Raw genomic sequence first — 18,182 nt, 5'->3', positions numbered from 1 at the left:
CCGGCCGCCCCTCCGGCTACGCTTGTTACTGCGCCTTCGACCAGTCGATCGACGCGCCGAACCACTTGTCGGCGAGGCCCTGCAGCGTGCCGTCCTTGCGCCATGTCTCGAACAGGGCGTCGATGGCGTCGGCCAGCGGCTTGTTCTTGTTGTTGACGGCGACGCTCTGGGTCACGGTGGAGAGCAGGTCGTCGAGCGTGACGACGCCTGAGAGCTTGCCCGACTTGGCGAGATATTTCGGTCCGAGGAAGTCGTGCGCGGCGAAGTCGATGCGGCGGTTCTCGAGGTCGAGGAACAGCTCGGTCGAACCGGGGTATTCACGGCTTTCGGTGACGCAGCCGGCTGGCAGCTTCTCCTTGGCGACCTTCTGGAACGAGCCGCCGCGCACAGCGCCCATGACCTTGCCGCAGACATCCTTCCAGCCTGCGATACCCGTATCGGCCTCGCGGCGCGTCACGGCGACTCCGTTGACGATGTAGGGCGACAGCAGGAAGAAGTCCTTGGACGCCAGTCGTTCCGGCGTGCGGCTCACGCCCGATGCGATGGCATCGAAGCGTCCGGCGGTCAGGCCCGGCAGCAGGCCGGCGAAGTCGAGCTTCTCGAACTTGGCAGTGACGCCGAGCGATTTTGCGATCAGGTTGATTACATCGATGTCGAAGCCTTCAAGCTCGCCCGTGGCGTTGGTCATGCTGAATGGCGGGGCCGAGCCCGAGGTGCCGACTGTGAGCGTATCGGCATTGACGAGGCCTGCCTTGTAGTCCTGCGCACTTGCCGCGCTCACGCCGAAAACCGCGATGAGGGCCAGCAGTGCTGTCCGCGCAAATCCCATGATCACTCCTTGGATGGGTAGCTTGAAAACAGAATGTTCGGGTTATATCGCAAATTGCTAAAGCCACCAAGGACGGCAGCCGCTTTGGATACAATAGTTTCTGGAGTATCTGTTTCTCAAGAACGGCCGTTTCGAAAGTTCGAGGTTTTGTGAAATGGAACTGCGTTTCAAGCTTAACTATCTGTTTCAAGGACAGAATTCACCATTCTTGCACGCCGCCGACGTTGGCTATTTCAACGATCACGGCCTGTCATGCCTCTTCGTCGAGGGCTTCAGTTCGTCGCTGGTGACACGCGCCTTGGCGGCCGGTGAGGCAGAAATCGGATTCGGAGATGTATCCTCGGTGTTCGAGCGGGCGTTGCGCACTGGCGAGACCGACATTTCGTGCCTCGTGCCGATCTATGAACACACGCCCTGCTGCCTCGGATATGTGTCCGACGGCAAGCGTCTTACCCTTGCGGACGTCCCCGGGAGCACCTTGTGCGGACCGAACGGCGACACCTCGGCTCGGCTCTTGCCGTTGCTGCTCAAGCGCAACGGCTATGCGCCTGACAGCTACACCTATCTCGGCGTCCAGCCGGAGGAGCGCGACCGGATGGTGGCCTCTCGCTCGGTGCTCGCTGCGACCTGCTTCGACGCGACGTTGAAGTTCGCCATGCAGATGCGCGGCCATGACACCAGCGCCCTCGAATTCCTCTACTTCGCCGACAACGGGCTCGACACCTATTCAGGCGCGCTCGTGGCGCTCAACTCGGTGCTGGAGACGGACACTGCCTTGGCGGGCAAGCTGCAGGCGATCACCCGCCAGGCTTGGCGCGATTGCCTTGCCGATCCGCAGCTTGGCGTCGACGCGGTGATCAGGCGCTCGCCTGACATGGACCCTGAAATCGTTCGCAGCCAGCTGACCTGGATTCTTGAACGCCAGGTTTTCCCAAATGGCGCGGGGCCGATGGAGTTCGACCTCAACGGCGCCAAGATGGCCGACACGCTGGAATGCGCCACCTTCTCCGTCGGCGCGGAGGCCAAACGCAGTTCCGAAGGCTTGCCCGCCGAAATCTGCAGGAATTGATCAGCCGGTCTCGAAATCGCCCGGCTGTGGCGGGGCGATCGGCTTGAACAGCGTGCGGTCGGGCTTGAGGTCGAGCAAGGGCGTGCCGTCGAGGCAGTCCATGCCGCGAACGCTCAGCATATTGCCTTCGACACCGACAAGTTCGACGATCGAGGTGCCGATCGGATTGGGCCTCACAGGCGAGCGCAACGCAAAAGTGCCGCGCGATGTCCCGTCATTGGCCGGGCTCTGGCGCACCAGATCGCGCCTGGACATGTGCAGCCAGTAGAGCACTTCGAGGCGTTCGAACTTTTCGACACCGTCAAGCGCGGCCTGCCACGGCTCGAAAATCTCGATGCGGCAGATCGGACCGTCGGCGCGGCCCTGGCGCGGCGTCATCAGCCGCGAGTTCCAGGGCGTGTGGATGCGGCCGATGAACACCAGCCCGGCGTCGAATTCGGTGGGTTGCGCGACGGCGGTTTCGCCGTCGCGGATCTCGTTTTCCCGAACCATGCTCAGTCCACCGCCACCATGACGTCGGAGGCCTTGATCACCGCATAGGCTTCCTTGCCGACCGCAAGCTTGAGCTCGTCGACTGCCGCATTGGTGATGGAGGCGGTGACGACGGCGCCGCCGATGTCGATGCGGACATGCGAAGTCGTTGCTCCCTTGGTCACTTCGACGATCTTTCCCTTGATCTGGTTGCGGGCGCTGAGCTTCATGATGCGTTCCTTTCGGTCAGGGTTGGGGTGCAGACATGGCGTCCGGCCTGTTCGAGATAGGCAACTGCGACCCCGACGCCATAGAGAGCCTGCAATGTTTCCGATGTTAGCACGTCGGCGGGTTTTCCAACGGTGACGAGTGCGCCCGACCGCATCAGCGCAACGCGGGTGGCGCAGGCGAAGGCGTGGCTGGGATCGTGGGTGGAAATGACCACCGCCATGCCTGATGTGGCGAAGTCACTGATGCGGGCGAGCACGCGCGCCTGGTTGCCGAAGTCGAGGCTGGCGGTGGGTTCATCCATGACGATCAGCTCGGGCTCCTGGGCGAGCGCGCGGGCGATCAGCGTCATCTGCTTTTCGCCGCCACTGATGTCGGTGAAGGGGCGGGCCGCGAGGTGTCCGATGCCCAAGGTTGCGAGCGCTTCCTGTGTTTTCGCACGGTCGGCCATGGTGGGCGAGGCAAAGGTGTCGATGCGGCTGGCGCGCCCCATCAGCACGACGTCGAACACCGAGAACGGGAAGTAAGCGCCGGTGGCCTGTGGCACATAGGCAATGTGGCGGGCGAACTGGGCGCGCGAGAAGGTCGATATGTCCTTGCCATCAAGTTCAAGGCTGCCGCCCTGGCGCGGCAGCAGGCCGAGCAGGGTCTTGAACAAGGTGGTCTTGCCGCAGCCATTGGGGCCAAGCAGGCACAGCACTTCGCCACGATCGACCGAAAGCGTGACGCCATGGCCGATTTTCACGCGGCCATAGCCGAATGCGAGTTCGGTTGCCTGAAGCATCATTGCCAGCCTCGCCGGGTCGTCAGAAGCAGATAGAGGAAGAACGGTGCGCCTATCGCAGCTGTGAGGATGCCCAAGGGGATCTCGATCTCGGCCATGCTGCGGGCGAGTGCGTCGACGCCGACCATATAGCCGGCGCCGATAAGCATTGACGTTGGCAACAGCCGGGAAAATTCGGGGCCGACGAACATTCTGGCGACATGCGGCACCAGAAGGCCGATCCAGCCGACGATGCCCGAAATCGATACGGCTGCTGCGGTCATCAGGGTGGCTGCGGCAACGACAACGACACGGATCCAGCGCGTCTCGACCCCAAGCGCACGCGCCTCCTCGTCGTCGAGCGTCATCAGGTTCATGCGCCAGCGCAACAGCACCATCGGCACAAGGGCGAGCGCCACCGCCGGCATGATGGAGACGAGGTCGCCTCGGGTGATGGAAGCGAGGCTGCCGAGCAGCCAGAAGGTGATGGCCGGCAATTGGTTGTAGGGATCGGCGAGCACCTTGAGCAGCGACACACAGGCGCCGAGCAGGGCGCCGATTGCGACACCAGCCAGCACCAGCACCAGGATCGGGTCGCGTTCGCGCACCGCCGAGCCGATGACATAGACAACAGCGACGGCTGCCAGCCCGCCCAAGAAGGCGAGCCCCTGGATTGCGAGCACCGACATCGACAGGAATATGCCTGTGACCGCGCCGAGGCTGGCGCCGGCGGAGACGCCAAGGATGTCGGGTGACACCAGCGGATTGCGGAACAGGCCCTGATAGACAGTGCCGGCGGCGGCAAGGGCAGCGCCGATCACCAGGCCGGCGCCGACACGCGGCAGCCGTACATTCCAGACCACCGTTTCAATGGTCGTGGCAACGCCGCTCTGGCTGCCGGCGATCTTCGAGACGACGACGGCCCAGATGTCGCCCGGCGCCACCGGATATTTTCCGGTGACGATGGCGGCGAACACGATCAGCGCAAGAAGAAGGGCAAGAACGCCAAGCGACTGCAGGCGACTGCGCCGGGGATTTTCAGGCTCCGGCACCACGCCGTCTCGGGCCACAAGCTCAGGACTTCGGGCCGGCGTCGGCAAGGAGTTTTCCGAGCTGCTCGTCGGTCAGGTCGATATGGTAGAACAATTTGTAGAAGCTGCGTGTCTCGGCCTTGAGGTCGACTTCAGACTTGCCGGGATAAAGTGCCGAAGTCAGCCAGGCGACGCCGATGGCGCGGTTGATGCCGGGAGGGGCGTCGAACCAGCCGAAGGGCAGGGCTGGCGCGCGGAAGACGCGCGCGTCCTTGACCGCCTTGATGCCGGCCCATGACGGGTCTGAAAGCACGGCCTTCTGGAATTTCGGGCTGAGCGTCAGGATGACGTCGGGGTTCCACGACAGGATCTGTTCGAGCGAGACATTGGCGAGCCCGCCCTTGCCTGCGGCTTCGGCGACATTGGTGGCGCCGACGGCCGAGAGCACTTCCATGTTGATCGAACCGGCGAGGCCGGTTTCGAGCCCGTCGGGGCCACGGCCGTAATAGACGCGCGGGCGCTGGTCGGCGGGGATGTCGGACACGACCTTGTCGAGGCGCTTCATCGCCGCTTCGGTGTAGCTTGCCAGCGCTTCGGCCTGTTCCTTTTCGCCGAGCAATTCGCCGACATCGCGCAGCGACTTCGGCGCATTGGCGAAGGTGCCGTTGATCAGGATGTAGGGGATGCCGGTCTGTTCCTGCACGCGGTCGGCGAGCGAGGCATAGGTCGCATCGACAGTGCCGACGTCGAGGATGATGTCGGGCTTCATGGCAAGCACGGCTTCGAGATTGGCGGTGTTGCCCTTGCCGGTCAGGCGGCCATGCACCGGCAATGCGCGGTAGGGTTCGGCGATGAATTCCTTTTCGTCGTCCTTGAACTCGCGCACCCAGCCGACAAGCTTTTCGGGCGCCACTGAATAGAGCAGCACCGAAGCGGGCGGTCCGGCGGCCATGACGCGGGTGATCTTCTCCGGTAGCGCCACCTTGCGGCCGGCCGCGTCGGTGAAGATGCGCTCTTCGGCAATCGCCAAAGCGGTGAAGCCGTTGATGGCCGCGGCCACTGATGCGAGCGAGAGCAAGATATTGCGACGGTTCATGAGCGCTGGTCCGGGTGTGATGAGTGGCGGCTATATCCATGCGAATATAGCGTGGCGCATTGTTATGTTTGTGCGGATATAACGGTCAAGCGATTTTCGGCGTGCTGTCCCATCCGATTTGGGGTGGCTTTGCCTTGACCGGGCATGGCAGCCGGGCGAGGCTGAAGCCAGAATCTGCACAGAGCATGGAGACCGCATCATGTACGCACATATTCTCATCGCCACCGACGGCTCGGAACTGGCGCAGAAGGGCCTCGACCATGGCTTGAACCTGGCCAAGGGCCTTGGCAGCAAGGTGACAGTCATGAGCGTCACCGAACCGGCGCCGATCTTTGCTTCGGCCGGCATGTACGGCCCCGTCGCCACCGCCGAAGACATTGTTTCCTACCAGAGGGCGGGCGAGCAATATGGCGCAAAAGTGCTGAACGCGGCCAAGGCTCAGGCCGACAAGCTCGGCGTCAACGCCGAAGTCGTGCATGTCGAGGAGATGTGGGCGGCCGAGGCGATCAACCAGATCGCCAAGGATCGCGAGTGCGACCTGATCGTCATGGCCTCGCATGGCCGGCGCGGGCTTGGCCGGCTTATTCTCGGCAGCCAGACCGTCGAGGTTTTGACCAACAGCCAGGTGCCGGTGCTGGTGGTTCGCTAGCTTTCGGTCAGACGATCTTGCCGCGCGCTGGAACCGGCCACAGTTCGGGCGCGCGATCTTTGGCATAGGCATAGACGCCGTCGACCATGTTGGTCACCACGCAGGCATGGTTGGGCACGATGCGCAGCCGCTGGCCGACGCTCAGATTGATGTCGCCGTCGGTCCTGAGCCTGCCGTGCTCCTCCGATAGCTGGTCGATGGATATGTCGGGGCGGCCAAGCACATGGCCATGGCCTTTGAGGCCGAGCAGGTCGGAGGTCAGCGTCTTGCTGCCGGCGTCGATGATGGCGCGGTTGGGCGCTGGCACCGAAACCACGGTGGCAAGCACTGTCAGCGCGCAATCGTCCCAACTGGCCACACCACGCGCCACCAGCGAGCGGTCGTTGTAGACATAGGTGCCGGGCCGGTATTCTGTCGCGACGGGCGCCAGATGCGCCGACATCAGATCGGGTGTGCCGCCTGATGTGACCACAGGCACAGCAATGCCTTTCGCTTCGATCAGCGCCTTTGCCTCAGTCATGAAGGCTTGCACCTTGGCCGCACCGCCAACCGGCGGATAGGTCATCAGCCCGGCGAAATGCAGGCCGGGAGCCGCGGCGATCCGGGCGGCGAGTTCGGCTGCCGCTTCGGGCGAGCCGACACCGCAGCGGTCGGCGCCGGTGTTGCATTCGACAAAGACATTGAGCGTGGCGCCCGAGGCCGAGAACTTCGCCGACAGCCCGTCGATCACAGTCGCATTGTCGGCGACGACGGCAAGCCGCACCTTGCGCGATAGCTCCAGCAGCCCGGCGAGCTTGTCTTCGCCAAGGATGTTGTAAGTGATCAGCACGTCGGTGATGCGGTCGCTGCCCGCGACCATTGCCGCCGCTTCAGAAATCTTTTGGCAGGTGATGCCGACAGCACCGGCCGCAAGCTGCATCTCGGCGATTTCAGGAAGCTTGTGCGTCTTGATGTGTGGCCGGACCTTGAGTCCGTGGCTGTCGGCATAAGCCTGGAAGCGCTCGATGTTGCGCTTGGCCAGGTCGATGTCCACCAGCACGGCGGGCGTCTGGATTTTGTCGAACATGCCTTGCTCTGCCTCCAACTCGAAACGTCGGCCGACCTTGCCTCCGAAGCGCTTGACAAACAATGGCGTGTGCTTTTTGCTACGTCAATCCATTATTCAGGACATTTGTCCACAATAATGGACATAGACGAACTCTTCCTAGGTGGGTTCGATGAGGTTCTGGCGCGTGCATGACGCGGTATTTGGAGAATGAGCATGACGATCAAGCGCTACGGCACCGGCCAGACCGGCGCGGGCAAGCAGGCATTGCCTTTCGCTCGCGCGGTCGAAGCCAATGGTTGGCTCTATGTGTCGGGGCAGGTTGCCATGGAAAATGGCGAGATCGTCGGCGGCGGCATCATTGCCGAAACCCGCAAGACGATGGAAAACCTGATCGCCATCCTGACAGAGGCAGGCTATGGGCTGGAGCATATCGTGCGCGTCGGCGTCTGGCTCGACGACCCCAGAGACTTCTGGTCGTTCAACGGTGTTTATGCCGAGTATTTCGGCGATCATCCGCCGGCCCGCGCTTGCGTACAGTCGAGCATGATGGTCGATTGCAAGGTCGAAATCGATTGCGTCGCCTACAAGGCGCCGTAACGACACAAGATTTCACTTCGGCAATTCGCCGGGGAGGCGGCGCATGGACGACGTAGCTGACGACATCATCAACAGGCGCGCGCGCGGTCTCGATCGTGCCTTCGAGATATTGAATTATCTGCGCCTGAAGCGTCAGCCGCTGCGCCCCAACGAGATCGCCCAAGGCATCGGCGCGCCGCGCTCCTCGGTCTACGAGCTGGTCAACCTGTTGATGCGGCAAGGCGTTCTGGAGTATCGCGGCGACGACGGCCGTGTGTTCCTCGGCCGCAAGCTCTACTTTCTGGGCATGGCCTATGCCGAGCAATTCGACCTGATGCGCGAATGCGACAAACTGCTCACCCACATTGCCGAGGAGACGCGCGAGACGGCACAGATGTGCGTGCTCGAAGGCAACAAATACACCGTCGCCCAGATGAAAGAGGGGCTGCGCCAATTCCGCATCTCCTCCAATGTCGGCGACCCGGTGGCGATCCCGTGGACAGCGTCCGGCCGCCTGCTTGTCGCGCATATGAGCGACGAAGAGATCCTCGACTTCATCCCCAAGGACGATTTTCGCTTGCCGAATGGCGACTGGCTTGATCCTGCGGCGTTCATCGCCGAGGTTCGCGAGGCGGCACGGGTCGGCTACTTCACCTTCAACAGCACGGTCGAGAGCTTCACCCACTGCTTTGCCGTGCCGGTCTATCAGGCCGACCGCATCTGCGTGGCGACGCTGTGCCTGGTCGCGCCGCGCGAGGACGGGCTGAAGAACCACGCCAGCTATCTCAAGACGCTGCTCGATGCCGCCGCTGACCTGTCGAGCCGCCTTGGCCACGTCGCCGGCGGATATGGCGGCCCCATGCGCGGCCGTCCGGCGATGACCGCCTGACCTCAACACATCATTTATGGATTGGCCGTACAGCATGGCGGGACGAGTACTTTCAATCGGCGAATGCATGGTCGAGCTCAGGCAGGCCGAAGGTGGCCTGCTCCGGCAGGGTTTTGCCGGCGACAGCTTCAACACGGCCTATTATGTCAGGGCCTTCCTGCCGGCGGCCTTTGCCGTCGACTATTTCACCGCGGTCGGCACCGACACGATTTCCGATGAAATGCTGGCCTTCGTCGAAGGCACGGGAATCGGAACAGGCTTCGTCCGCCGCGTGCCGCGACGCAGCCCTGGCCTCTACATGATCCATCTCAAGGATGGCGAGCGCAGCTTCTCCTACTGGCGTTCGGCCTCCGCAGCCCGGCTGCTGGCCGATGACAGCGATGCCCTGCGCGCGGCCATCGATGCGTCGGACGTGGTCTTCTTTTCCGGCATCACGCTGGCGATCCTTGCGCCCGAGGCGGTCGAAACCCTTCTTGTCGAACTCGACCGCGCCAGGGCTGCTGGCAAGCTGGTGGCCTTTGACCCCAATATCCGCCCCAGACTTTGGGATGACGCTGAGACCATGCGGCGCACGATCACTGCCGGTGCCGCCGCGGCTGCCATCGTCATGCCGAGTTTTGAGGACGAGGCGACGTATTTCGGCGATGTTTCGATTGATGCGACCATCGCGCGCTATCGCGGTCTCGGCGTTGACAGGCTTGTCGTCAAAAACGGTGCCGAGGGCATCACGCTTAGCTTCGGCGGCAGTGAGACTTTCGTGGCTTCGGTCGCGGCCAAAAAGGTGGTCGATACCACCGGCGCCGGCGACAGTTTCAACGGCGCCTTCCTGGCAAGGTACATGGAAGCCGGCGATCATGTCGGCGCCGCCGAATTTGCCGCGCGTATCGCTGCGACCGTCATTGGCCATCACGGCGCCTTGCTGCCGCCTGCCGAGCTGCGGGCATTGGCCCGCGACTGAGCCGCGCTGCGCCCGGACTTGCCGACGCTTTGTGCAATTTGCTTCCGCTTTGATCGGAGGCCCTTGATTTCTTGTAAAATAACTTTACCTATAGTGAAATAATATTCTCGAAATGCCGTGACAGGGGATCACTAGGGTGAAGGAAGACCGCTTGTCAGCCGTCGCTGATGCCGACGGCAAGAAGGTAACCGCCGCTGTCGCGGCAAAGGCGCGCCCGGTGCCGCTGCTTCAGGACCCGCATGCGGTGCGCGACACGCCCGAAAAGGTGCTGGAAGTGGCGCTCGGCCATGAGGTCCGTGCCTTCCGCAAGAAACTCGGCATCACCGTCGCCGACCTTGCGGCGATGACCAACATTTCGCTCGGCATGCTGTCCAAGATCGAAAACGGCATCACCTCGCCGTCCTTGACCACGCTGCAGTCGCTGTCGCGCGCGCTTGGCGTGCCGCTGACCGCTTTTTTCCGCCGCTTCGAAGAGGAGCGCAACGCGGTCTTCATCAAGGCGAATGAGGGCGTCGACGTCGAGCGCCGCGGCACCCGCGCCGGCCACCAGTACAATCTCCTCGGACATATCGGCTCCAACACTGCCGGTGTCGTGGTCGAGCCCTATTTGATCACGCTGTCGGGAGATTCGGACGTCTTCCCGACGTTCCAGCACGAAGGTATGGAGTTCCTCTACATGCTGGAGGGCGAGGTCGTTTACCGCCATGGCAGCAACCTCTACCGGATGACCCCGGGCGACAGCCTGTTCTTCGACGCCGACGCCCCGCATGGGCCGGAAGAACTGACGACATTGCCGATCCGCTATCTCTCGATCATTTCCTACCCGCAGGGCAGCAGCGGCGAATAAGCCTCCAGCCTTGATCGCCCCTGAGCATGGCGTCTATTCCTGGTGTCGGTATTCGAAACCAAGGAGAGGTTATGCAGCCTGACGCAGAAAGCGCATTGGGGGTCGCCAGGGAAGTCATAAAGCAGCGGTATTCCGGGGCGGCATGCGCGTTCGTGGCAGGCTCGATCATGCGCGGGCAGGGTACAACATCATCGGATATTGATCTGGTCGTGGTCTTCGACCGCCTGGACGCCGCATGGCGGGAGTCATTCGTTCAACAGGGCTTCCCCGTCGAAGCCTTTGTTCATGACCCCGAAACATTGGCGTGGTTCATGGATGAGGATGCACGAAATGGCCATCCCGTTCTGGCGGATATGGTGGCCGAGGGACGGCCAATCGGAGACGACGAAGGGCTGGCACAGGACCTCCGTCAAGGCGCGATCAAGCGTATCGCAAAGGGTCCAGCGCCGCTGGCCGACGCGCGAAGCAAGGAGCTTCGCTACATCATCACCGACCTCGTGGACGACCTGCGCGGCGATCGCACTGCGCCTGAAATCCTGGCGATCTCAGCCAGCCTTTATCAGCCGCTCGCCGATCTCACATTGCTGGGTCGAGGTGTTTGGTCAGGAAAGGGCAAGTGGGTTCCACGTCTGCTGCGCAAGCACGACAGCGAGCTCGCGGTCCAGTTCGACGATGCATTCCGTTCAGCGGCAAATGGGCAAAGCAGTGCCCTATTGGCCTTTGCCGAAAGCGAACTGGCGCGGAATGGCGGCGCCTTCTTTGCCGGCGACCGAAGGCAAGCGCCCGCTTCGGCAAGGCGGACGAAGGATAGCGACATGCCTGCATGAGCAAAGCGCCGCGCATCAGGGACACGCGGCGCTTTGGCATTTCAACTCCTTCGGGCCGAAAACCTAATCCGGGCTGAAGCCGGGCGAGGTCGGCGCGCCGTCGTCATATTTCGACAGCCACTCGACGACAGTCGGGCGATAGCGGGTCAGGCCCTTGTATTCGGCCAGTTCGACCGGCAGGTCGCGCAGCACGCGATGGAAGCGGCGTGCCCATTTGGGCACCGTTACCAGCTCATCCATCTTGAGCAAATAGCAGCGGATCGGGAAGACCAGAGCGTTGGAGCGCGGCAACCGGAAGAAGCTCTGCAGTTCGACGCGCAGGTGCACCTTCTGGCCGACATTCTCCGGCGTTACCGTGAGGCGGTCGCTGCCCCATTTGTGGAAGTTCTCAGGGCTGGTATCGAGCCTCGGGTTGATGGTCATGGTCCAGTTCAGACGCCGCGCCGGCTGGCCCTGCTGGATGTTGATCAGGAACTTCAGCGCACGGGTGAAGATGCCCTTTTCATGCGCCAGCGGCACTGGGGCATGCCATTCGAAGAAGTTCATGCCGATGTCGAAATCGAGCGACCAGTCGGCCTGGGTGGTGACCATGCCGGCATCCATCCAGAGATTGCCGTCACGCTGGTCGAGGATGGCGAAGTCGCCCTGGCTCTGGCGGGTGATGTATTCCATCGGTCCGTAAGGCAGGGTGGAGACGTCGCCGAAGGTGAAGGTGTGGTCGATGCCGAGCGGCCGGTTGATCCAGTGCCAGCGGTCGCCGTCGCGCGTCAGCGTGAAGTGCTCGGGGTAGCTCTTGGCCTTCTCGGTCATCAGGAGTTCGAGCAGGTCCCAGCCGGCGAGCGTCATGTGCGGCAGCGACTGGCAGCGCAGCGGATCCTCTGCCAGGACCTTGGCGCGGTCCTGCATTTCCGAAACATAGTGCTCGTCGACATCGATCAGATGTTCGAACACGCTGTTCTTCGGCCCAGGCACATGCGGCTCGATGTTGACCGAGTACATGTAGGCGTCTTCGTGATAGGGGAAGGGAAACCGCCTGACGTTTTCCGGACTGTTCCTGAAGGTAAAATCGTCGCGGAACGTTTCTTTCCTGAAGTTAATTCCCATCAATTCCTCCCTCTTCCAGAGCGCCAAGCGCCCTGAGTGTTCTACCGTTCCAGGACCAGCGAACGACCCTCGAAACGCGAGACGCATGGCATGATCTTCTTGCCCGAGCAGTGCTCCTCATCGCTCAGCCAATGGTCGTTATGCTTGAAGGTGCCGTCGTAGGAGATGACGTTGGTCTCGCACTGGCCGCAGACACCGCCGCGGCAGAGATAGGGCGGGTCGACGCCGGCAGCTTCGATGGCCTCCAAAAGGCTCTGCTGTTCGCCGACCCGGATTTCCAACCCGCTCACCGCCAGCTTGACGTCGAAGGGCGTGCCCGGCTGCGGGGCTGCGAAATGTTCGAAATGCACAGTCTCATCCGGCCAGCCATGGGCAGCCGCCGTGTCGCGCACCCAGCGGATCATGCCGGCGGGACCGCAGACATAGATATGCGTGCCGAGTGGCTGCGTGGCGAGCAGCCGGTCGAGCGGGATGCGCTCGTTGCGCTCGTCGAGATAGAGGTTGACCCGGTTGCCGTAGCGCTCGCTCAGCACGTCGGCATAACTTCCCAGCGCCTCGGAGCGGCAGGTGTAGTGCAGCTCGAAATTGCCGCCATACGATGCCAGTTGCGCCGTCTGGGCCAGGAACGGCGTGATGCCGATGCCGCCGGCGATCATCAGGTGCTTTTTGGCGCGCAGGTCGAGCGAAAACAGGTTCACCGGGTAGCTGATCACCATGTCCATGCCGCGCTTGACGCGGTTGTGCATGAACAGCGAGCCGCCGCGGCCGACATCGTCGCGGCGCACCGAGATGGTGTAGTCGCGCGTGGCGAGCGGCGAACTCATCAGCGAATAGGGATTGAGCCTGGTGGTGTCGCCGTCGCGCATTTCAACGACGACATGGGCGCCGCCGGAGAAGGTCGGCAAATCGCCGCCATCGCTGCGCTCGAAATGAAAGCGCTTGACCAGTTCATTGACCGCGACCACTTCGGTCACGGTGACGTTCAGCTTGGTTGTTCCCGCGCTCACCGGAAAATCTCCTCTTTTTGAGGGATCTCGGTCGGATCCTCGGCATTGATGCAGACGCCCTGGAAGGCAGCATGGCGCTTGGAATAGTGGTCGCGTACCAGCAACAGCAGGCCGCAATGCGAGCAGGTCACCGGCTGGGTGGTGACGTTTTCGGTGATGCCCTTGCAATGCACGCATTGCACCCGGCGTGCCCACGAGCCGCGATGCTCGGTCTGGATCGAGACAGGGTCGATGCCGGCCTCGAGTGCCGCCTGCATCATCTGGCCGATAAGGCCTTCGGTGCCGGCGAGATAAATGCGCAAGCCCATATGGGCGTTGGCAAGCGTCCATGTCAGGCGCGGCAAAGCGGCTGCGATCGATGGCCCTTCATAATACTGGGCCGGTTCCAACGCCTTCAGCGAAGCCTGAAAGCTGTCTCCGGTCCGGCCGGGTATGAACATGATGTGGGCGTTGGCGAAAAAGCCGTCAGGCGCCGTCTTCGCCAGGTCCAGGATCGCGGACGCCCCTTCGGCGTCCGCTATGAGAAGGTGGCTCTTACCGGCCTGCGGTGACAATGTTCCGTAGACCGGGCGACTGAGGATCGTCTTCACCGGTGCACTGTCCAAGGTCTCAGCCCTTTGCCGTCCGCTTGAGCTTCTTGGGATCGTCGAACGGCAGCGACTGGGCGGTCGCCTTGACCGTGCCGCTGGCGTTGCGGATCTCGAGCGGCGTTCCCACGATGGCGCAATCGACGTCGAGACGGGCGATGCCCATCGATTTCTTGACCAGCGGCGAATACATCGCACAGGTCACGACACCGACCTTCTTGCCATCGCGCCAGATCTCGGCACCTTCGTCAGCGGCCTTGTCGCTGTCGAGCAGCACGCCGAAGATCTTGAAGCGTTCCTTACCCTTGAGGCGATAATGCTCTTCGGCACCACGGAAGCCGGTCTTGCCTGGGCTGACGGTGAAGTCGAGGCCGAGCTCCCACAACGTATCGCCAGGGCCCTCGTTCGCGAACGGGTATTTCTGCGAATTGTCGTACGGGTAGAACAGAAGGTAGCTCTCGACGCGCAGCATGTCGAGCGTGGTGAAGCGCGTCGGGATGATGCCCATCTCCTTGCCTTCGGCAACGATGGTGTCCCAGATCGTGCCCGCGTCCTGGCCGCGGCAGAAGATCTCGTAGCCGCGCTCGCCGGTGTAGCCGGTGCGCGAAATCATCACCGGCAGGCCGAACAGCTGGGTCTGCATGTGGTGGAAGTAGTTGAGGTCGCGAATGCCGGGCACGTGCTTGGCGAGGTAGTCGACGGCGAGCGGGCCCTGCAGCGACAGGTCGTGCAGATTGTCGTCGAAGCGCACCGAGACGTCGCGGCCGATCGAGGCGCGCGTCAGTTCCTCATGACCCGAACCCGAGCCGTGCACGACCATCCACGAATTGGGGCCCATGCGGTAGATGACGCAGTCGTCGGTGAACTTGCCGGCATCGTTGAGCATGCAGGCATAGACCGACTTGCCGGGATAGATCTTCTCGGGGTTACGGGTGGTGCACAGGTCGATCAGATGCGAGGCGTGCGCGCCGGTGATGTGGACCTTCTTGAGGCCCGAAACATCCATCAGTCCGGCCTTGGTGCGGATCGCGATATATTCCTCGTCCGCGTCCTTGTCATAGCTCCAGGCTGTGCCCATGCCGCTCCAGTCTTCCAATTTGGAACCCAGGGCACGGTGGCGATCGCCCAACGCCGAAAAACGCCATGAAGCTGTCATTTTTGGTACTCCTCCATATTGTTCCCCGCCCTTGGCCTTGCCGTGAGGCGGACATTGTTGGGAACATTTGAACCCAAAATTGCCGCTAGGGCAATATCCAAGTGCAAGAAATTTTACTGATAGGCAACATTTTGCCTTTCATCGACACGTCGGATGGGTGAGCCGTGGCGCTCAAGCATGGCTCGACGTTTGGCAGAAAAAAGGCCTGGCACAAGGTGCCAGGCCTTGAAGGGCGCTCCGGGCCTGGGGGACAGGAGGGGTGGTTGGGAGCGCCTTGGGAGAGAGCTTTCGCCTAGAACAGGCCTTCGATCTGGCCCTGCTCGTTGAGGAAGATCTTTTCCGACGACGGTGCCCTGGGCAAGCCGGGCATGGTCATGATCTCACCGCAGATGGCGACGATGAAGCCGGCGCCGGCCGACAGCCTGACCTCGCGCACCGACACGACATGGCCGGTGGGGGCGCCGCGCAGGTTGGGGTCGGTCGAGAACGAATATTGCGTCTTGGCCATGCACACCGGCAGATGGCCGTAGCCTGCCGCTTCCCAGGCATGCAGCTGGTCGCGCACCGACTTGTCGGCGATCGCCTCCGAGCCGCGATAGATGCGCTTGACGATGGTGTCGATCTTGTCGAACAGCTTCATCTCGTCGGGGTAAAGCGGCGAGAACTGCGAGGCATCCGATTCAGCAAGCTTGACCACCTTGTTGGCGAGCTCCTCGATGCCGGCCGAACCCTTGGCCCAATGCATGCACACGATCGCCTCTTCGCCCATCGAGGCGACATAGGCCTTCATCGCGGCGATCTCGGCGTCGGTGTCGGAATAGAAGTGGTTGATCGCCACCACCGCCGGCACGCCGAACTGCTTCACATTCTCGATGTGGCGGCCAAGGTTGGCGCAGCCCTTCTTCACCGCCTCGACGTTTTCCTGGCCGAGGTCTTCCTTCTTGACGCCGCCATTCATCTTCATCGCGCGCACAGTGGCGACGATGACCGCTGCGGCGGGCTTGAGGCCGGCCTTGCGGCACTTGATGTCGAAGAACTTCTCGGCGCCGAGATCCGCACCGAAGCCGGCTTCGGTGACGACATAGTCGGCGAGCTTCAGCGCGGTGGTGGTGGCGACCACCGAGTTGCAGCCATGCGCAATGTTGGCGAACGGGCCGCCATGGACAAAGGCCGGGTTGTTTTCCAGCGTCTGCACCAGATTGGGCTGCATGGCGTCTTTCAACAGCACCGCCATGGCGCCGTCGGCCTTGAGGTCGCGGGCATAAACGGCTGACTTGTCGCGGCGATAGGCCACGATGATGTCGCCGAGGCGCTTTTCGAGGTCCTTGAGGTCAGTCGCCAGGCACAGGATCGCCATGACTTCGGAAGCGACGGTGATATCGAAGCCGGCTTCGCGTGGAAAACCGTTGGCGACACCGCCAAGCGAGCAGTTGATCTCGCGCAGGGCGCGGTCGTTCATGTCCATCACCCGGCGCCAGACGACGCGGCGGGTGTCGATGCCCAGCTCGTTGCCCCAGTAGATGTGGTTGTCGATCAGCGCCGACAACAGATTATGCGCGGTGGTGATGGCGTGGAAGTCGCCGGTGAAGTGGAGGTTCATGTCCTCCATCGGCACGACCTGGGCATAACCGCCGCCGGCGGCACCGCCCTTGACGCCGAAATTGGGTCCAAGCGAGGCCTCGCGGATGCACACGATGGCCTTTTTGCCGATGCGGTTCAAGCCGTCGCCGAGGCCGACAGTGGTGGTGGTCTTGCCTTCGCCGGCGGGGGTCGGGTTGATCGCGGTGACCAGGATCAGCTTGCCGTCCTTGTTCTTGCGCGCATTGGCGATGAACTCGGCCGAGACCTTGGCCTTGTCATGGCCGTATGGCAAAAGATGCTCGGTTGGAATGCCGATCTTGGCACCGATCTCCTGGATCTGCTTCTTCTTCGCGCCACGCGCGATCTCGATGTCGGTCTTGAATTCGGCCATGACTCTCTTCCCTTGAGTTTGGTTCGATTTCCGCGGAGCCTTTCGGGCTCCCAGATTAAAAGCGAGGCGCTGCCTGGCCCGCCGCGCGGCAGGCCGACACGACCGTATTGGCCATCAAAAGCGCAATTGTCATCGGCCCGACGCCGCCCGGAACGGGCGTGATCGCGCCGGCATGTTCGGCAGCACTGGCATAGTCGACGTCGCCGACAAGCTTCGATTTGCCGTTGGCGTCTGCACTGAGGCGGTTGATGCCGACGTCGATGACGGTGGCACCCGGCTTGACCCAGTCGCCCTTGATCATCTCCGGCCGGCCGACGGCAGCCACAAGAATGTCGGCGCTGCGGCACAGCGCCGGCAGGTCCTTGGTGCGGCTGTGGGCGATGGTGACGGTGGCGTTGGCATTGAGCAGCAGATTGGCCATCGGCTTGCCGACGATGTTGGAGCGGCCGACGACAACGGCGTTGAGCCCCGACAGGTCGCGGCCCAGGGCGCGCTCGATCAAAAGCATCGAGCCGGCCGGGGTGCAAGGCACGAAGGCGGTGTCGAGTTCGCCGGTGCCGAGCTTGCCGACATTGGTGAAATGGAAGCCGTCGACATCCTTGTCGGCCGAAATCGTCTGGATGATCTTGCCGGCGTCGATATGGTCCGGCAGCGGCAGCTGAACGAGGATGCCGTGGATCTTGGAGTCGGCGTTGAGCTTTTCGACCAGGGCGACCAGATCGGCTTCGGACGTGTCGCCGGGCAGTGCGTGCTCGATCGAATGGAAACCGCACTCCTTGGCCTTCTTGCCCTTGGAGGCGACATAGACCTGGCTTGCCGGATCGTAGCCGACAATGACCACGGCAATGCCTGGAACGACGCCAGTTGCGGCGATCAGCTGGTCGGCTGCCCCCCTGACCTTCGCCACCACATCGGCTGCGGCTACCTTGCCGTCAATTACGGTCGTCATGCTATGCCATTCCTCCCAGGCAAGCGCGTCCGATCCCACGGCGCAAACCGTTGGTTCGCAGCCCCGGATACACCATCCGGACAGCTTTTGCGCTGAATTTTCCCGTCTGGATCTATAGCAGCGGAC

Annotated in this window: 20 protein-coding genes; 7 read left to right on the top strand and 13 right to left on the bottom strand. The window is 62.5% G+C overall.

Annotated elements, in window-relative coordinates; all coding sequences use genetic code 11:
- Positions 1 to 25: 25 nt before the first annotated feature.
- Positions 26 to 829 carry a substrate-binding periplasmic protein gene (locus AC1RTB_RS04580; protein ID WP_492875149.1) on the bottom strand — a complete coding sequence of 268 codons (804 nt, stop codon included), beginning with the start codon at positions 827 to 829 and terminating at the stop codon, positions 26 to 28.
- A 154-nt stretch (positions 830 to 983) separates the two neighbouring features.
- Between AC1RTB_RS04580 and AC1RTB_RS04575 the strand changes: the two genes are divergently transcribed.
- Positions 984 to 1,898 (top strand): ABC transporter substrate-binding protein, encoded by a 915-nt coding sequence (locus tag AC1RTB_RS04575; protein WP_492875147.1) that lies wholly within the window; start codon positions 984 to 986, stop codon positions 1,896 to 1,898.
- Here AC1RTB_RS04575 and tsaA read toward each other — a convergent pair whose 3' ends face one another.
- From tsaA to AC1RTB_RS04550, 5 genes are read right to left on the bottom strand one after another with little or no spacing between them, the layout of a single operon-like run.
- The gene (gene tsaA, locus AC1RTB_RS04570) at positions 1,899 to 2,390 is read right to left on the bottom strand and encodes a tRNA (N6-threonylcarbamoyladenosine(37)-N6)-methyltransferase TrmO (RefSeq protein ID WP_492875145.1); all 492 of its coding nucleotides are present in this window, start codon (positions 2,388 to 2,390) and stop codon (positions 1,899 to 1,901) included.
- A gap of 2 nt (positions 2,391 to 2,392) precedes the next feature.
- Positions 2,393 to 2,599 carry a TOBE domain-containing protein gene (locus AC1RTB_RS04565; RefSeq protein WP_492875143.1) on the bottom strand — a complete coding sequence of 69 codons (207 nt, stop codon included), beginning with the start codon at positions 2,597 to 2,599 and terminating at the stop codon, positions 2,393 to 2,395.
- Positions 2,596 to 3,384, bottom strand: a complete 789-nt coding sequence (locus tag AC1RTB_RS04560; RefSeq protein ID WP_492875141.1) for an ABC transporter ATP-binding protein — start codon at positions 3,382 to 3,384, stop codon at positions 2,596 to 2,598. Before AC1RTB_RS04560 ends, AC1RTB_RS04565 begins: the two co-directional genes overlap by 4 nt.
- A complete protein-coding gene (locus tag AC1RTB_RS04555; protein WP_492876314.1) occupies positions 3,381 to 4,412 on the bottom strand; it encodes a FecCD family ABC transporter permease in 1,032 nt (343 codons plus the stop codon). Before AC1RTB_RS04555 ends, AC1RTB_RS04560 begins: the two co-directional genes overlap by 4 nt.
- A 22-nt stretch (positions 4,413 to 4,434) precedes the next feature.
- The gene (locus AC1RTB_RS04550; RefSeq protein ID WP_492875139.1) at positions 4,435 to 5,487 is read right to left on the bottom strand and encodes an iron ABC transporter substrate-binding protein; all 1,053 of its coding nucleotides are present in this window, start codon (positions 5,485 to 5,487) and stop codon (positions 4,435 to 4,437) included.
- A gap of 199 nt (positions 5,488 to 5,686) precedes the next feature.
- Here AC1RTB_RS04550 and AC1RTB_RS04545 point away from each other — a divergent pair, with 199 nt between their 5' ends.
- Positions 5,687 to 6,136 carry a universal stress protein gene (locus tag AC1RTB_RS04545; RefSeq protein WP_492875137.1) on the top strand — a complete coding sequence of 150 codons (450 nt, stop codon included), beginning with the start codon at positions 5,687 to 5,689 and terminating at the stop codon, positions 6,134 to 6,136.
- Between the two features lie 7 nt (positions 6,137 to 6,143).
- On the opposite strand, the gene AC1RTB_RS04540 is transcribed toward AC1RTB_RS04545, so the two are convergent.
- On the bottom strand, positions 6,144 to 7,202 hold the full coding sequence (locus AC1RTB_RS04540) for a D-TA family PLP-dependent enzyme (protein ID WP_492875135.1): 1,059 nt from the start codon (positions 7,200 to 7,202) through the stop codon (positions 6,144 to 6,146).
- A gap of 195 nt (positions 7,203 to 7,397) precedes the next feature.
- Here AC1RTB_RS04540 and AC1RTB_RS04535 point away from each other — a divergent pair, with 195 nt between their 5' ends.
- From AC1RTB_RS04535 to AC1RTB_RS04515, 5 genes are all read left to right on the top strand, one after another.
- The gene (locus AC1RTB_RS04535) at positions 7,398 to 7,781 is read left to right on the top strand and encodes a RidA family protein (RefSeq protein WP_492875133.1); all 384 of its coding nucleotides are present in this window, start codon (positions 7,398 to 7,400) and stop codon (positions 7,779 to 7,781) included.
- Between the two features lie 43 nt (positions 7,782 to 7,824).
- Positions 7,825 to 8,649, top strand: a complete 825-nt coding sequence (locus AC1RTB_RS04530) for an IclR family transcriptional regulator (RefSeq protein WP_492875132.1) — start codon at positions 7,825 to 7,827, stop codon at positions 8,647 to 8,649.
- Positions 8,650 to 8,683: 34 nt separating this feature from the next.
- Positions 8,684 to 9,607 carry a sugar kinase gene (locus AC1RTB_RS04525; protein ID WP_492875130.1) on the top strand — a complete coding sequence of 308 codons (924 nt, stop codon included), beginning with the start codon at positions 8,684 to 8,686 and terminating at the stop codon, positions 9,605 to 9,607.
- A 151-nt stretch (positions 9,608 to 9,758) separates the two neighbouring features.
- Positions 9,759 to 10,454 carry a helix-turn-helix domain-containing protein gene (locus AC1RTB_RS04520; protein ID WP_492875128.1) on the top strand — a complete coding sequence of 232 codons (696 nt, stop codon included), beginning with the start codon at positions 9,759 to 9,761 and terminating at the stop codon, positions 10,452 to 10,454.
- Positions 10,455 to 10,525: 71 nt separating this feature from the next.
- Entirely contained in the window at positions 10,526 to 11,281 is a 756-nt protein-coding gene (locus AC1RTB_RS04515; protein WP_492875126.1) for a nucleotidyltransferase domain-containing protein, read from the top strand.
- A gap of 63 nt (positions 11,282 to 11,344) precedes the next feature.
- Here the strand turns inward: AC1RTB_RS04515 and AC1RTB_RS04510 are convergent, their stop codons facing one another.
- The 6 genes from AC1RTB_RS04510 to folD form a co-directional block, all read right to left on the bottom strand.
- The gene (locus AC1RTB_RS04510; RefSeq protein WP_492875124.1) at positions 11,345 to 12,385 is read right to left on the bottom strand and encodes a heme-dependent oxidative N-demethylase family protein; all 1,041 of its coding nucleotides are present in this window, start codon (positions 12,383 to 12,385) and stop codon (positions 11,345 to 11,347) included.
- 41 nt (positions 12,386 to 12,426) lie between these two features.
- Positions 12,427 to 13,392: a PDR/VanB family oxidoreductase gene (locus tag AC1RTB_RS04505; protein ID WP_492875122.1), complete on the bottom strand. Its 966-nt coding sequence runs from the start codon at positions 13,390 to 13,392 to the stop codon at positions 12,427 to 12,429.
- Positions 13,389 to 13,982 carry a dimethylamine monooxygenase subunit DmmA family protein gene (locus AC1RTB_RS04500; protein WP_492875120.1) on the bottom strand — a complete coding sequence of 198 codons (594 nt, stop codon included), beginning with the start codon at positions 13,980 to 13,982 and terminating at the stop codon, positions 13,389 to 13,391. Before AC1RTB_RS04500 ends, AC1RTB_RS04505 begins: the two co-directional genes overlap by 4 nt.
- A 19-nt stretch (positions 13,983 to 14,001) precedes the next feature.
- Positions 14,002 to 15,135 (bottom strand): aminomethyl transferase family protein, encoded by a 1,134-nt coding sequence (locus AC1RTB_RS04495; protein ID WP_492875118.1) that lies wholly within the window; start codon positions 15,133 to 15,135, stop codon positions 14,002 to 14,004.
- A gap of 292 nt (positions 15,136 to 15,427) precedes the next feature.
- Positions 15,428 to 17,107, bottom strand: a complete 1,680-nt coding sequence (locus AC1RTB_RS04490; RefSeq protein WP_492875116.1) for a formate--tetrahydrofolate ligase — start codon at positions 17,105 to 17,107, stop codon at positions 15,428 to 15,430.
- 55 nt (positions 17,108 to 17,162) lie between these two features.
- Complete coding sequence (folD, locus tag AC1RTB_RS04485) at positions 17,163 to 18,056, bottom strand: bifunctional methylenetetrahydrofolate dehydrogenase/methenyltetrahydrofolate cyclohydrolase FolD (protein ID WP_492875114.1); 894 nt, start codon at positions 18,054 to 18,056, stop codon at positions 17,163 to 17,165.
- Between the last annotated feature and the right edge of the window lie 126 nt (positions 18,057 to 18,182).

The sequence above is a fragment of the Aminobacter sp. GW821-FHT11F06 genome (genome assembly GCF_058808215.1).
This window is presented reverse-complemented; position numbering and strand designations above follow the sequence as displayed.